At 56.0% G+C, this 16,067-nt stretch carries 9 protein-coding genes and 1 tRNA gene; 8 read left to right on the top strand and 2 right to left on the bottom strand.

Annotation, left to right across the window (positions count from 1 at the left end; genetic code table 11):
* Positions 1-20: 20 nt before the first annotated feature.
* From Fuma_RS00170 to Fuma_RS00155, 4 genes are all read left to right on the top strand, one after another.
* Positions 21-1,130 carry a Gfo/Idh/MocA family protein gene (locus tag Fuma_RS00170; protein WP_077022357.1) on the top strand — a complete coding sequence of 370 codons (1,110 nt, stop codon included), beginning with the start codon at positions 21-23 and terminating at the stop codon, positions 1,128-1,130.
* 105 nt (positions 1,131-1,235) lie between these two features.
* The gene (locus Fuma_RS00165) at positions 1,236-2,003 is read left to right on the top strand and encodes an HpcH/HpaI aldolase family protein (protein WP_077022356.1); all 768 of its coding nucleotides are present in this window, start codon (positions 1,236-1,238) and stop codon (positions 2,001-2,003) included.
* A 395-nt stretch (positions 2,004-2,398) separates the two neighbouring features.
* Positions 2,399-2,469: transfer RNA gene (locus Fuma_RS00160), tRNA-Gly, on the top strand.
* Between the two features lie 687 nt (positions 2,470-3,156).
* Positions 3,157-5,283, top strand: coding sequence for a CehA/McbA family metallohydrolase (locus Fuma_RS00155; RefSeq protein WP_145943855.1), 2,127 nt, complete (start codon positions 3,157-3,159; stop codon positions 5,281-5,283).
* A gap of 208 nt (positions 5,284-5,491) precedes the next feature.
* Here the strand turns inward: Fuma_RS00155 and Fuma_RS00150 are convergent, their stop codons facing one another.
* Positions 5,492-6,892: a Gfo/Idh/MocA family protein gene (locus tag Fuma_RS00150; protein ID WP_077022354.1), complete on the bottom strand. Its 1,401-nt coding sequence runs from the start codon at positions 6,890-6,892 to the stop codon at positions 5,492-5,494.
* A gap of 382 nt (positions 6,893-7,274) precedes the next feature.
* Between Fuma_RS00150 and Fuma_RS00145 the strand changes: the two genes are divergently transcribed.
* The 3 genes from Fuma_RS00145 to Fuma_RS00135 all read left to right on the top strand — a co-directional run bounded on the left by Fuma_RS00145 (position 7,275) and on the right by Fuma_RS00135 (position 11,182).
* A complete protein-coding gene (locus Fuma_RS00145; protein ID WP_077028003.1) occupies positions 7,275-8,573 on the top strand; it encodes a leucine-rich repeat domain-containing protein in 1,299 nt (432 codons plus the stop codon).
* Positions 8,574-8,584: 11 nt separating this feature from the next.
* A complete protein-coding gene (hemL, locus tag Fuma_RS00140) occupies positions 8,585-9,880 on the top strand; it encodes a glutamate-1-semialdehyde 2,1-aminomutase (protein WP_077022353.1) in 1,296 nt (431 codons plus the stop codon).
* Between the two features lie 444 nt (positions 9,881-10,324).
* The gene (locus Fuma_RS00135; RefSeq protein ID WP_083731693.1) at positions 10,325-11,182 is read left to right on the top strand and encodes a sugar transferase; all 858 of its coding nucleotides are present in this window, start codon (positions 10,325-10,327) and stop codon (positions 11,180-11,182) included.
* Positions 11,183-11,322: 140 nt separating this feature from the next.
* Here Fuma_RS00135 and Fuma_RS00130 read toward each other — a convergent pair whose 3' ends face one another.
* Positions 11,323-11,853, bottom strand: coding sequence for a carboxypeptidase-like regulatory domain-containing protein (locus tag Fuma_RS00130; RefSeq protein WP_145943854.1), 531 nt, complete (start codon positions 11,851-11,853; stop codon positions 11,323-11,325).
* A 508-nt stretch (positions 11,854-12,361) separates the two neighbouring features.
* On the opposite strand from Fuma_RS00130, the gene Fuma_RS00125 reads away from it, so the two are divergent.
* Positions 12,362-16,036 (top strand): GEVED domain-containing protein, encoded by a 3,675-nt coding sequence (locus Fuma_RS00125; RefSeq protein ID WP_077022351.1) that lies wholly within the window; start codon positions 12,362-12,364, stop codon positions 16,034-16,036.
* Positions 16,037-16,067: the final 31 nt, after the last annotated feature.

Here is a 16,067-nt window from a genome sequence, read left to right as displayed (position 1 = left end):
AGAACTGCACTGGAATTTAAATGGCGAAGACATGGCGAGTCGGAATCATTGGCAGCACAGCGCGCGGTAATTACGGCCATGGCGTCGATGTTGCTTTCACAAAAATCCCGGACGTGACGATTGTCGCCGTTGCCGACCACGACGATGCCGGTCGCGTCCAGGCTCAAAAACGAGTCGGCGCAGCCAATGCATATTCAGACTACAGAAAGATGCTTGCCACAAAGCAGCTGGACATCGTTGCAATCTGCCCGCGATGGATGGACCAGCATCATGACATGATCATGGCAGCGGCTGAGGCGGGGTGCCACATCTACATGGAGAAGCCGTTCTGCCCGACGCTGAAAGAATGCGACGAAGCGGTCCGTGCTCTCGAAATGAGGCACTTGAAACTCGGCATCGCCCACGTCACTCAGTATTCGCCCGTTCTTGACACCGTATTGTCGATTATCAAACACGGTGAGATCGGCGAAGTGCTCGAACTGCGTGGTCGTGGCAAAGAAGATCGGCGCGGCGGCGGAGAAGACCTGTGGGTGCTGGGATCTCACGTAATGGGCATGATGAGAAGTATCGCAGGCGGAAATGCTTCGTCCTGCATAGCAACCGTGTTCAACAAGCAGGCGCCTGTGACCAAAGCAAACGTGGTTGAAGGGGCCGAGGGCATCGGCCTGCTGGCGGGAGATCATCTGCGGGCACAATACTCTTTTCCAAACGGTGTCTCTGGATACTTCGCCTCCAAACGTGGTGCCGGAGGCAGCCCGACTCGTTTTGGACTGCAGGTGATGGGTTCGCGAGGCATTATTGAACTGCAAAGCGGCTACCTAAAGCCCGCGTTCATTTTGCAGGACAGTAGCTGGTCTCCGGGACGCACCGGAAAAACATGGAAGACGATTACTTCTGCCGGGATTGATAAAGCAGAACCCCGCACAGACGGAACGTACGAGGGAGGTCATATCGCAGCCATTCGAGATCTGACCGACAGTGTGGAAGGGCAACGAGACACTCGATGTTCGGCCGAGGACAGCAGAGCCATCGTGGAAATGATCGCAGCGGTCTTCGAATCACACCGCATTGGCGCCGAAGTGGAACTGCCACTTAAGACGCGAGGTAACCCATTGTCCCTGCTAACCTGACTACGGCTGTTCCTGTTTGCGTAACGTCAGTTTTCCAACACCGTTCATTTGCAACCAGGTAGCGTTCTCAGCGTTCGAGTCAAACTAAACGTTAATGAGGAAGTCATGAGCGCGAAAATACTCAAAGACAAGCTGATCAAGGGCGACACGGTTTACGGAACACTGATTCAGCACGCTGTCACGCCGTCCATCGTCGACTTCTTTCCGGACGGAGCCCTCGACTTCGTGATCGTGACAGCAGAACACAACGCGCTTGAACTGGCGGACTTTCTGCCGCTGCGTTATGCGTTAAACGCAAAAGGCATTGCCTGTCTTGCACGCACTCACAGTCGAGAGCCGGACGACGTGGCCAAAGTCTGCGATAGCTTCGACGGTGCCGTGGTTCCTTATGTAGAAGACTATGAACACGCAAAACGTCTGGCAGCCGCTGCCGTCTACCGCCCCCTCAAAGGCAAAGCACTCGAACAGGTTCTGTCCGGAGGTGCATGGCCGAGTGACGCCACTGAAAAATATGTCCAGACAAAATGTGCCGACACAGTGTTCATTCCGATGATCGAATCTGTTGAGGGTGTTAACAATCTTAACCAGATCTGTTCGATACCGGGCGTCCACGCGGTGTTTGTCGGGCCGAACGACTTGACAGTGAATATGGGAATTCCCAATAAGTACGACCACCCCGATCTGATCGCCATTCTGCAGAAGATTATCGACGAAGCTAATCGTCAACACGTAGCTGCGGGTTGTTGGTTTGGCACACCAGAACAAACTCTGCGAACACAACGCCAGGGAGCTCGCCTGATCGTGTATGCAAACGAATCCCTGATCATGCGCAACGCCATGGCAGAAGCGTTCAAGGCCTTCCGAAAAGGCTGAGCCACCAACGGCACTGGAAATGGGACAGAGCACACATTTTTTCATGCGGACCTGAACCCTTCGTTTAGAACGCAGGCAACATGAAACACGATCATATCTGTTATTGTCCGCTGTCAGATATCCGAAGCATCTCAAAACTCCGGCAAGACAAAGACCGAACGCTTCGCCATTTTGCGTGTTCCGGTCACCGATGAAGCCAAAAACTCTAACGCAGTTCCTCTTTTGTTGTGGACGGTTTGGGCTCGTGGGAAACAGCTTTCATCGTCCAAAACGCCTGTTCCACGGCCACAAATCAGCGAGATTCGCTGCAAAAACGTAGCGGCCAGAATCCAGAAAGGCTTCCATTGCCGGAAGACTCATTATATGCTGAAACCACAAGGGCGACTCACTCCCCTGCGGCTGTGGTGTAGTGGCAACACGGAAGCTTCCCAAGCTTCAAATGAGGGTTCGATTCCCTTCAGCCGCTTGCGTTTTAGGGTACCGGCTTGCTTTGTGTTCGGACAGCCTGCTCGTCAGGAATGGAGCTTTGAGAGACGAATGCCCGTCCTTTTTCTGCGTTCAATTCAGTCAGTGACCACCTCGGGACACTACTTACTGCGGTAGATTTGAGCGGCGAAGAAAACGGTTCGCGTTCTGCACGAGGTGTGCCTGCCAAACTCGCACATCCCCCGACGGCGAGCACATAGAAGGCGGCGGGACCGTGTAGCGATTGGCAGCTCGAAGGTGCGTCGTCGTAGGTCGTAGAACATTTCTCTGGGACGGACCTCATCGCAACGGTTGTTGAGGCCTTCTCGGCTCTCTGATTTGTGCCGTCGCGTTTAAACGTGACGTTCGTTTCGTCATTTGGCGGTCTGAATACGAAAGCGTTCGCCGGGTTCTTTGAGGACGCAGTGAGGTGGTGACGCCGAGCGGTCCAAGTTTGCTTCGGCCACGGGTACGGAGAGCTTCGATCAAGGTTCAAACTTTGGAGCGGTCTGACGATCAGGACCTGACGCTGGCAGGCACAACTAATCCCGATCGGGTAGCCTTCATAGTCAGTGTTGCCGGCCGATACTGGCGTCTGGACACCACGTGAGACGTGGCGGCGCGAATTTGGTAGTTTCGTATCTGCGGATCGCCTTAACGCTCATCAACTCACAGAGGATTCAGGTCAATGCATCGTTGCTCACCCGTTACACCGCTTCATTTGGGACAACTGCTTAGTGCGCCGACAATCGATGTCTTCAGGCTCGCCGCAATGTTGACGGTGTTCGTGGTCGTCACGATGGCCTCACAGGTGTCCGCGTTTGAGCTCAAACATCTGCGTAGCGGTGCGGAGCGGGAGTGGGATCAGTTTCCGATGGAGGCTGCTCAACTCACGCATACCGAGGAGCTTGCCGCTTCACCCAATGGCGGTGTTCAGTCGATTCGATTGCGGCAACAGGATGTGAAGGAAGCCTGGGAGGTCGTCGTCAACGACGAAAGGGTAGGGCGACTAACCCGAGACGAAAACGACATGGTCGTTTACTTCGACGTGCCGCCAGACATCCTGAAGGAGAAGAATTCGATTACTGTTCAGCCGGTCGGCAAACACAGAGCGTCTGATGATATCCGGGTAGGTGAGATCACACTGCTCAATCAGTCGCGATCCAAAGTGCTGGCGCAGTCAAGTATTCATATTCATCTGCTCGCCGATGGAAATCCGTCGCCAGGCCGAATCACCATCCTGAATCGCGACGGTGCAATGGTCAGTATGGGTACGACATCCAATGCTCATCTCGCGGTTCGTCCCGGAACCGTATACACATCGAATGGCGAAGCAGCCGTCGACCTGCCCGCAGGAGAATATGAACTGATCGCTGGTCGTGGTTTCGAATACTCGATTGCCCGATCAAAGATCGCAGTAGCCGAAGGCGAGCGGAAGGAAGTCACACTTTCGATTCGCCGCGAAGTTGACACAGCCGGCTGGGTCGCGTGCGACACACATATTCATACGCTGACGCATTCGGGCCATGGCGATGCCACTGTGGAAGAAAGGATGGTGACTCTAGCCGGCGAAGGCATCGAACTCCCCATCGCAACGGACCACAACCGCCACATTGATTTCGAAGCACCCTCACGCGAAGCAGAAGTGCGAAAATATTTCACGCCTGTCATCGGAAATGAAGTCACCACGAAAACCGGCCACTTTAACATTTTCCCCGTCGTCAGCGGTTCTCCCGTGCCATCCCATGAAGGGACGAGTTGGAAGCAGACATTCGACGGCATTTTTGCCACACCTGGCGTTCGGGTCGCAATTTTGAACCACGCACGAGACATTCATAGTGGGACGAGACCGTTTGGCCCCAGGCATTTTAATGAAGCCGCTGGTGAGATGTTGGACGGATGGCACGTCGGATTCAACGCGATGGAAATTGTGAATTCAGGTGCGACGAAGACCGATCCTATGCAACTTACCCGAGATTGGATGACGTTGCTGAATCGCGGACGACGGATAACTCCGGTAGGTAGCAGTGATTCGCACGACGTGTCTCGCTACATCGTTGGCCAGGGTCGAACATACATTCGCTGCGACGACTCACGCCCCGACCACATCGACGTTAAGGCTGCAGTCGATGCATTTCTTGGTGGCAAGGTCATGGTCAGCTATGGCCTGATCGCCGAGATGCAAGTCAACGGCACGGCACAGTCAGGCGATCAAATCACAGCCACGACAGACACGATGAAGATCGATATCACGGTGCGTGGCCCGCAATGGGTGAGCGCTGACAAGTTAGAGATCTATGCAAACGGCGTCCTTGCGAAAGAACTGCCGATTGATTCCAGTCAACGAAGCGAATGGCCCACAGGCGAAATCTTTAAAACGACGATCGAGTTGCCACGACCAAGTCACGACGTCCATTTGGTCGCAGTTGCCACCGGGCCAGGCATAGATGGCCTCCATTGGAAGACGGCCAAGTCCTATCAACCGGATTCGCCAGTTTGGAAGTCACGGACTTTAGGCTGCAGCGGCGCGGTTTTTGTTGACGCGGACGGAGACAGAGAATGGCGTAGCGCTCATGAGTACGCAAAACGCATCATCGAAGAGTCCGGTACGCAGCTGGCTGCGATCGTTGCTGCCCTCAAACCATTTGACGATGCCGTGGCGATTCAAACGGCTCTGCTGCTCCATAACGCCGGCACGGCTCCGATTGAGCTGCTGGACCGGGAACTGTTATCCAAGGCATCGGCCGCCACTAAACGAGGCTTTATGGCCTACGTCACCGCATGGCGTGCCAATGAAATCGCGCGAGCGAATTAGCGTTTGTCGCAATCGAAATTGTCTCCGCGTCGCGGAGCTTCTCAACAATCTGTTCGCCGGAATAACACTTTATGGCGTCGCGAAACAGACGTTGAGTTCTCTTGCCTGCATTGCCGTCAAGACTCATTTTTCATGGGACATTTCAGCTAATGCGCGTCAGGAAGGCGATGACCGGGGACTTGCGTCCCCGGTCCGCCGCTTAGCCATATCAGATCTGCCAACCGTCGCGGTACTCGCGACCGACGAACTTGTTTAGTTCCGGCCGATTGGTGCTCTTCATGTTCTTAGCATCCCACTCGATGCGCTGACCTTCGCCTGCGCGAACTGCCAGGTTGCCGACCAGGATCGTTTCGGTCAGACGACCAGCGTAGTCGAAGTTGGACATCGTACCGGGCTCGTAATCGCCGCGGCATGATTCGACAAACTCCCACTTGTGGCGTTCGTCGTTGCTGCCGCGGAACGGAATTCGTGGCAACGTCGCTTCCGGCTTCTTGTAGCCCTTGTAGTCTTCTTCCGGCAGCAGGGTGTATTCTGCTCCGTAATCGTTTTCCGAAAGCAGCAGACCTTTTGAGCCCACCAACACGGCCGCACTCGTTTTTCTGCCGCCTGCTTTGTGAGCATCGATCTTCTCACGGAACCCGGCTGGCAGTTTGGCCAACAAGTCGTCAGAAGGCAGGTTGCCGCCATCGTACCAGTAGAACTTGCAGGGCTTCAGGCCGTTGCGTTCCGGGAACTCGAACATCAGCGTTGACGAACCAGGGAACGTTTCGCCTTCGACAATGCCTGGATTCTTCACAGCCGTAACAGCAACTGGATCCCACAGTTCCAGTGCTTTAACTGGCATGTTGGTGGTGTGGCAGGCCATATCGCCCAATGCTCCGGTGCCGAAATCGACCCAGCCGCGCCATTTGAAGGTGTGGTAGATGCCTTCTTTGTATGGACGCATCGGAGCCGGTCCAAGCCATGATTCCCAGTCCAGATGTTCCGGGATTGGGTCGGAACCTTCCGGACGACCGATTCCCTGAGGCCAGACGGGACGGTTGGTCCAGACGTGCAATTCGGTGACATCGCCGATTGCTCCGCTGCGGACCACTTCAACAGCTTCACGAAGACCGTTTTCAGCAGTTCCCTGGTTACCCATTTGAGTCACGACGCCGGTTTCGGCGGCGGTTTCTCGCATGAGGCGAGCTTCTGAAATTGACCACGTCATCGGCTTTTGCACATAAACGTGCTTTTTCATCCGCATCGCTTTGACAGCGGCGGCAGCGTGAGTGTGGTCGGGCGTACTGACGCTGACAATGTCGAATTTGTCGCCGAGGCTGTCGAACAGTTCTCGAAAGTCCGTGAACTGCTTAGCGTTTTTGAATTCCTTGCCCTTCTTTTCCAGTGTGCGACGATCGACATCACAGATGCCGACGATTTCCACGTCCTGATTCGCGATGTGGCTGCTGTCGCTATCGCCTTTTCCGCCGACGCCGATACACGCCGCCGTCAAGCCCTGCAGGGCTGATCGAGTTGGGCGGCAGAACGATTTCGGAGCCACCCAAAATGCTGTCCCCAGGGCGGCGGATGTTCCGAGAAACGACCGACGAGTTGATTTGTTTGTCATGAGTCTACCTCGCTTGATGGTTTAGATTCGAAGGTTAATCCCGAAGCCACCAGCACGCTCTCAGCGCTATTCAGCGAAGGCTGGTGCGACATCCATGGAAGCCTGGTGAATCAGGGCGATTAACAGAAGCGAAAAAACGGCCGCTTCCAGTTGAATACGATAGCATTACACGCAGAAACGGCAATCGACCATCGTCAATCCGATGATCGGGTCATCGACTGTTTGAATTGACGAAACGCGGGGTTATTCGTCAGGCCCCGTCCATGATAATGCTGATTGAAGCGATTGAAGAAGGCCGGCTGACGGGATATTCTGGCCCACAATTCCTGAACCAAAATTAGAAATTGCGTTTGCCCGTCGGCAAATGGCCGGAGTGTTTGTCATGAATCGAGTCATTGTTTTTCTGCTGACAACGGCAGTCACCAGTTCGTTTGTGGGTTGCGAGCAGAAATCCGCCACTTCCGACTCGCAGTCAGCTTCGTCAGCCGCACCTGCCACACCAGATGATTCAGCAGCAGTGGCGGCGCTGGAAGAGGCCGGCTGCCAACTGACGAAAGACGCTGCCGGAAACGTCACAGAAATCGCAGTTTCGGCCGACAGCGACTTTTCAGAAGTTCTGCAGCATCTCGCAGGCGTCCCGAATGTCACGGTCGCTCGCTTCGGCGGGCCGGGCATGAATGATGCAGGTCTGAAACACCTGGCCCATCTAAAATCCCTCAAGCGACTGGACCTGACGGACTGCTCCAAAATGTCCAACGAATCTCTAAAGGTTATTGGAGAACTCAACACGCTGGATGTGCTCACCCTGCGACGCGCCGGCTTCACCGATGAGGGGCTGCAGTACATTTCCGAACTGCCCAAACTGCGAGCTCTCGACCTGCGAAATACTTACACGACGGACGCCGGTGTGAAACACATTTCCAGCATCACATCGCTGATCGACGTGCAACTGGAATATGCAAAAATCACCGACGCGGGTGTCGCGTTCCTGACCGGTCTGCCGCTCAAGTCGCTCAACCTAAGCTACACCGGAGTGACAGACGAGGCCATGAAACCTGTCGGGCAGATTAAGACACTTGAGCAACTGCAGCTTAATGCGTCGCGAGTCACCGATGTTGGGATGGCCGAACTGGCCGGACTCACGAAATTGAAACGATTCAGTTGTCGGCAGGCAGATGTCAGCGGCGCAGGAATTCGGCATCTGGAAGGCCTGAAGGACATGACTCGTCTGGAACTGCGAGAAACCTCCGTCGACGACGAAGGGCTGGAAGTTATTGCTCGAATGCCGAACTTAAAGCATCTAAGTCTGGCAGAATGCAGGCTGGTCACAGGCGATGGTCTGGCGAAACTCGGCGCACTGCCCGGGCTGACGTTTCTTGATCTGCGTGAAGTGACGAAATTAAAGGACAAAGCGTTCGCCAATTTCGCAACGTTGACCAACATGGAAGACCTGAATGTCGAATCAACTCGGATCACAACCGAATCCGTGCCCGTCATTCTGACGATGACAAAGCTGAAGAAGCTGAGCATCGCTGGCAGCCAAATTGACGATGAAGGCATGGTTCAGTTGGGACAGCTGCCAGAGCTAAAATCGCTGAACCTGAAGAACTGTCTACCCGCCGACGAAACGCTCGCCGCTCTGCGCGAAGCTCGCCCAAACCTTGAACTGATTGTGGACTAGCACTAAATCTTATGAACGACACCGCAAACCGCCCGAATAGCGAAACCGAGTTCGCTCGCGCATGCAAGTCCATTCCCGGCGGCGTCAACAGCCCGGCTCGCGCATTTGGTGCGGTCGGCGGAACGCCTCCGTACATTCAGCGAGGCGACGGTCCTTACCTGTTTGATATCGATGGCAATCAGTACATCGATTTTATCGGGTCGTGGGGGCCGCACATTTTGGGGCATCGTCATCCGGCTGTCATTCGAGCCATTCAACTGGCTTTAGAAACCGGCACCAGCTTTGGCGCGCCGACGGTGGCGGAATCCGAATTGGCAGAGCTGGTTGTGAAACTGGTTCCGTCGGTCGAAAAAGTTCGCATGGTCAATTCCGGCACGGAAGCCACCATGTCGGCCATTCGCCTGGCTCGCGGCTTCACCGGACGTGACGTTATTATCAAATTCGCAGGCTGCTATCACGGTCACGTCGACAGCCTGCTGGTTCAGGCGGGCAGCGGAGCTCTAACGCTGGGCACTCCGTCCAGCCCCGGCGTGCCTTCCGGCTGCACAGCCGATACTTTGGTGCTGCCGTACAATGACGTGGCGGCGCTGGGAACGGCTTTCGAAGGAAAAGGGGCCGAGCTTGCGGCCGTAATTCTGGAGCCGGTCTGCGGCAACATGGGCTGCGTTGTGCCGACCGAAGAATTCCTGCAGGCGCTGCGACAAACTTGTACCAATAATGGCACGGTTCTGATTTTTGACGAAGTGATGAGCGGCTTTCGAGTGGCCCTGAACTGCGCTCAAAGCCGCCTGGGTGTCACGCCGGATCTGACGACGCTCGGGAAAATTCTCGGCGGTGGCATGCCGGTCGGCGCGTATGGTGGTCGAGCCGACATTATGGACGCTGTCTCCCCAGTCGGCAGCGTCTATCAGGCAGGAACTCTTTCCGGCAACCCGGTCGCAATGGCCAGCGGCCTGGCGACGTTGCAGCAGCTTGTCAAAGACGATCCCTACAACAAATTGGAATCGCTGGCCGCTCAGCTGGAAGACGGTCTGCTGGCAGCCGCGAAGAACGCGAATGTGCCCGTGCAGATCAATCGAGTCGGCAGCATGCTGACGATGTTCTTTAACGAACAGCCCGTGACTGATTTTGCAACCGCGACGGCGTCTGATACGGACCGCTTTGCGAAGTGGTTTCATGGAATGCTGGATCGAGGCGTTTATCTGCCATGCAGCCAGTACGAAGCTCTGTTTGTTTCGGCGACCCATACGCCTGAGCTGATCGACGAAACGCTCGAAGCTGCCTCCGCGACGTTGGCAACGCTGTAGATCGCAGATGCGATGCGACCAGCTTGAGCCCTTACCTGCTGCGCGGGGCTTAGCTGATCCAACCGGTACCTCGCCGCCATCGGCAGCCGGCTTGGGCAATTTTCATGTAGACGAGTCTCTCCGAGACTCGAAAAGCGGCGACTTTGTCGTGGTGTCAGTCTTGGAAAGACTGACCCACGTGGTAAACCGCGCTCTCTGGGTTCGGTTCTTCCACCTAGACGGGTCACATTGGTTGGACGCGTTGTAGCGTTTTCAACGACGCATGATGTTGCCAAAAGGCATCGTCGCCGATTCATCCGCAACGGATGAGTCCATTTGGGCACGAACGCGCGATTATCGAGGACACCTTGTCTCGGTGCGCCCGTTGCAAAACTATGCTTGCGGACAGCGTGGTCACGACATCAAGATGCCCCTTTTGAGTGCTATTTGCACCCCCATAACAACATGAGCGCCAACGTACTGCTGGAAGAGCAACCGGTCCGACAACAGACGCCGGCCATCGATCTGTCCGACATTGTCAGCAGCTACGCTGAGGAGTTGCCGCGCACGGGCTGGTTGACGAAACTCGATCTGGAGCAACCTCGCGAAAATCTGACCTGTCTGCCACTGTCGACGCGTTTTTTTAAACGCATTGTCGACATCGTCGGGGCCGGAACGATGTTGGTGTGCCTGAGTCCAGTCATGATTGTCGCCGCCGTTTTGGTGAAGCTGACGTCGCCTGGGCCGATCATTTATTCCCAAACGCGAGTTGGCCTGAACCTGCGACTGAAGTCCAACAAAGATCGGCGTCAATCCGATGCCTCGGCGCCGCAAGGTGTGGAAGACCGACGTGGCAAAGGCCGTGACCGACGTGAAGAAAGCAACTACGGGCAACCGTTTACAATGTACAAGTTTCGCACCATGCGAAACGACGCCGAAAGCAAGGGCGCTCAGTTCGCTCAGAAGTCTGATCCGCGAGTGACGGCGATCGGCCGGTTCCTGCGAAGGACTCGCATCGACGAACTTCCGCAACTGTGGAACGTACTGAAGGGCGACATGTCCATGGTCGGTCCACGCCCGGAACGCCCGCACTTTATGGAAACGCTTTCCAGCAACATCCCGAACTACGTCGCTCGCCTGGGGCTGAAACCCGGCATCACAGGGATGGCTCAGGTTGTTAATGGCTACGATAATGAACTGGAAGGTTTTCGTCGCAAGGTCGGCTACGACCTGCTGTACCTGCAGAACTGCTGCCTGCTGAACGACTTAAAAATTCTGTTCCGCACGGTTCGCGTCGTCATCACCGGCGAAGGTGCTCTGTAAGAATTCAGCCGTCCACGAACACAACTCACTGCGCATAAAAAAGCCCGCGAATGTGATGACATTCGCGGGCTTTTTAACTTCAACCAGTTGCTGATGCTGCTGTCTAACTCACATCGTGGCAACTTCTTTCGCGTGCCGTATTACGGGCTGGCTGGTCCAAGCAGACCGGCTTCCAGTCGCTTGAGTGTGTCTTCGTTGTCTTCCAGTGTGTTCTTGTTGTCAATGCTGACAACCAATGCTCCAACAGCAGCACCGACGGTTGCCAGTGTGATCACGTCCAGCATTCCGAAACCGGATGTGGGAGGGCCGGTTTCGTAGCCAGGCTCGCAGTACATATCCTGACCACGGACGATGGCTTCATCGACGGCAACAACAATGCCTTGAGTAGCTACTTTAGGTGCCGAACCGGCGGACCACAGTCGAACTGGATTTCGCAGTGGACCGACAACAACTTCGTGAGCTCCCCCGCGTACACCGTTGATCGCAAACTGGCCTTTTTCGTTGCAGCGCGCGGCGGCGACTGCCGTTCCCTGGTACCGCAACTGAACCACAGCGTCCGGGACTGCCTGTCCGGCGGGCGTGTAGACCTGGCCGTACAGTACGCCGTCTTTTGAGAGTTCCACGTCCTTAATGATTCCCGCGTCGCCCGCCATTGAGACTGGGCCGGACATGAGAATTCCAAGGCACACCGCTAAACTGGTTGCTCTTGTGAAGAGTGTGTGCGTTCGCATCGTTGGCTTCCTTTTCCTTATCAGAGACAGCAGCAATCCACATCGGGCCGCTGAAATGCGGACTTATTCCTAGCAGGATCTTTCGACACGATCGACAGGACAGCTATAAACATAACGCAGCAACTTTTCGTTTTTTTTGGAATAAGCCTCAGAACCGCCCAACTTTGCCGCGCCCGAATAACCAGCACGCGGCCCTCGGCAGAAACTGCCGTATCCCACTGTGTCAGAACCTCTTAAATTGAGCGTGAGCGCGCAGCTACAGAAGAGCAGGGCAGCGCAGTGTCGCATGTCAACCGCCCACAAATTTCGATAGCATGCGCCCGCCAGAGCCACTGAAAGGCCTTCCGGCGGTTCCAGAGGGCAACCGTTTTGTTAGTTTTGGCCGCTTAGCCCGCTCTTACCTTCGATCCTCCCGTCTCGATTTGCCCTTCACACTGTAAAAACGCTGATGCAGAACGTTCGATCATGGTGGCAGAAGGTGGCTGCTCGGTTCGGCCCGGTCGGCAGACGCCCCCCTTCCCGCCGCAGTTTCCGGCTGGCTTCTGGCCCGGCCGATATCGCTCATGCGACAGGTGAACGGCTTGAGGACCGGCTGCTGCTAACCATCGACATCGCATTCGACTACCGCTACGACACCAACGGATTCTTCAATTCGCAGCGGCAGGACGTGCTTGAAGAGGCCGCTCGGATTTATGAGCAGCGTATCGACGATCGCCTTACAGCGATTGATCCTTCCGCCAGCAGCAATAACTGGACGGCAATTTTCGGCAACCCCGGGACGGGCAGTGAAGTACGGCTCAGCAACCTTGAAGTCGCGGCAGATCAGATCATCGTCTTTGTCGGAAGTCGCCCTCTTTCTTCATTGGCCATTGGCGGGCCCGGCGGATCGTCAGCCTCAGGCGTGCCCGCCTTCGTCGATGATGTCCTGACTCGTGGACAAACCGGGATGAAGCCCAACGGTACCGACGACACCGACTTCGGCACATGGGGCGGCACCATTACATTCAGCAGCAATGTGAACTGGCACTCCGATTTGAATGCGCCGACTCCGGGCCAGAACGACTTATTCTCCGTTGCGTTGCACGAACTGGGACACGTTTTCGGCTTCGGCACATCAGACTCATTTTCCAATCTGGTAAACGCTGGCGGACAGTTTACTGGTGCGGCGGCGAGCGACGCTTTTGGTGGCGCTGTTCCACTGCATACCGACCGAGCTCATTTTGCAGAAAACACCACCAGCACTCCGCCCGGCACGGCGACCATTCAGGAAACGCTGATGGCTCCGGAAATCACCACCGGCACGCGCAAGCAGATCACAACAGTGGACTGGGCCGCTCTTAGCGACATGGGTTGGGAAGTCGCTGACGTTGCCGCTCCGTTAGACTTCGGCGACGCGCCGGATTCCATAGCAGGGACCAGCACCGGAAACTATCAGACGCGTCAGGCCGATGATGGTCCCAGCCATGTGCTGCGGCCGGGACTGAAAATCGGCGACTCCGTAGACGGCGATAACGGAGGACAGCAGAATACTTCTGCGACGGCAGACGACAGCGTCGGGCTGGCAGACGAAGACGGCGTGGATGCCTCCGCATTGATTTTTGTCGAAGGCACAGCCGCATCAATCGATGTGACGGTTACTAATACCACCGGCTCGAACGCAACGCTGTACGGCTGGATTGATCTCAACAGTGACGGCGTCTTCAGCAATGGGACGGAATCAGCCAACGTGATCGTGCCATCGGGTACTCAAGGTGGCACTGTCGCACTCAACTTTCCTTCAATCCCCATCAAGTCGGCAGGCGAAACCTTCGCTCGGTTTCGCTTGAGTACCGATACTAGCGCGTCATTGCCGACCGGGGCTGCTGCCGATGGTGAAGTTGAAGATCATGCCGTCTCAATTCTGACGGCTGCCAGTGCCTATGATCCGCTGCCGCTATTCACGTGGTCTGCCATTGCTGGAGCCGTTCGATACGAACTGGAAGTTGACAACCTCACCGCCGGGACGACGCAATATCTGCTGCAGAGTCATCTTTCCACCAACAGCTTTCGACCTCACGAAGCGCTCCCCGCAGGCCGCTATCGCTGGCGGTATCGAGCTCACACGGGATCAGATTTCCAGGCGTTCAGCGACTATGCGTACCTGACGATTCTGGAAACGGAAAGCCGCCCTTTCTTTACGGACCCCGTTGCCAATTCGATCGATAGCTTGCCGACGTTTGCATGGTCACCGGTGGTAGGAGCCACTCGCTATGAACTGTGGATTAACGGAACTAATCGGCCACGCGTCATCCACCAGGCGCACCTGACGAATGCATCTTTCACACCGGAAACAGGACTCACCGCCGATCGCTACACAGCCTGGGTACGAGCGTTCGATGACCGTGGTCCGCTGTACAGTTGGAGTGCCCCGTTTGCTTTTGAACTAACAGAAAGCAGCAGCAGCGTATTGACCGATCCAGCCGCGTCAGCGACCGATACAACACCAACTTTTGGATGGCTGCCGACTGCCGTCGACGATTACACGCTGCGAATCAGCAATGTGTCGACGGGGCAAAACAATATCGTCATCGATCGCAATCTGACCGGCACGTCATACACACTACCATCAAGTCTTCCGCCCGGAAACTACGCCGCGACGATCCAGGCGACGGGGCTGAACATCAGTTCTGCCGTGACGTTTCAGGTACAGGAAGTCGCCAACCAGGCTGAATGGGTTGCTCCTAGTAGCGATTCAGAAAACCCACTGCCGGTCTTCAATTGGGCAGCCGTGTCGGGTGCGAGTCGCTATGAAGTATGGGTGAACGACGTCAGCCGTGGCGTAGCGCGAGTCGTCCATAATTCGAGCCTCACGGACACTACATTCACAGCGCCGAATCCGCTGCCGCCGGGACAATACCGAGCGTGGGTGCGAGCGTTCAACGACGATGGCAGCATCGGAACGTGGAGTGCCGGCCAGAATTTTTACGTCACGGAAGCCGTCAACACTCCGACCGTGTGGTCACCGGACAAAATCACGGACAACGGGTCGCCTCGGTTTACGTGGAGTCACGTGGGGCAGGCCACTCACTACCGAGTCTCATTCAGCTACGGTCTCACAGGCGGCACCAATCCGCTTCCGCTGACTCAAACTCGAGTCCAGAACAACGTGCTGCAACTGGATACTCCGTTCGTGCTGGGGGACTACGTGGTCTCGGTCACAGCGTTCGATGGCGACCGTATGCTGGGAACGGCAGAAAAGCGTTTCCAGATCACGACGACTGACGACGATGTATCGGTGTATTCTCCATCCGGACGCATCGACACAACTCGGCCGACCTTCACCTGGTCAACCGTGAGCAACGCAACTCGGTATGCTCTGTGGGTGAACGACATCACTCGCGACGTCGACGCCATCATCCTTGACTACAATGTTGCCAGCCCCGTTTACACGCCGGCGTTTGCACTACAGCCCGGCGAGTACCAGGTTTGGACACGTGCCTACAACGGAGTTGAAGCAGTCAGCGACTGGAGTGCCGGGGCCAAGTTTTCTGTCACTGAATCCGCGGACGTGCCAGTGATCACGGCTCCACTGCCAAACATCACAAGTAGCATGCCGATTATCACGTGGACCGCTTTAACACCAAACAGCGCGGTACAGTCGTGGCAGGTTGAAGTTCAGCAAGAGGCCAGTGGCCAACCGGTCTTTGAACTCATCACCGGCGTGACAGCCACGTCCGTTCAGCCCACGACGCCGCTGCCACCGGGCGACTATCGGGTCCGCGTACGAGGCGTGAATACGGCCAACGCTTCGCTGGCGTGGAGTGACTTCCATGTCTTCACAGTAGAAGCCGCCACGTCGGCCACACTTGTGAGTCCGCTGGCAACCATTCCCGCGACTTCAGGCGAAGTCCTGTTCGCCTGGTCAACAGTCCAAACAGCCGCTCGCTACGAACTGTGGGTCAACAACATCACGACGGGCGAGCTGAAATACATCCACGAAACAAGCGTGACAGACATTTCTTTCCGGCCAACGTCAGCGATGCCCGCTGGCAATTATCGAGCATGGATTCGCGGAATTGCCGACGACGGCACTCCATCCGCGTGGAGTGCCGGCGTCGAATTCACCGTGGCCGTTGAAGCTTAACCGCCGTGCTGGGACGGACGTCTCTGTGCCG

Source organism: Fuerstiella marisgermanici (assembly GCF_001983935.1).
Lineage (GTDB): Bacteria > Planctomycetota > Planctomycetia > Planctomycetales > Planctomycetaceae > Fuerstiella > Fuerstiella marisgermanici.
This window is presented reverse-complemented; position numbering and strand designations above follow the sequence as displayed.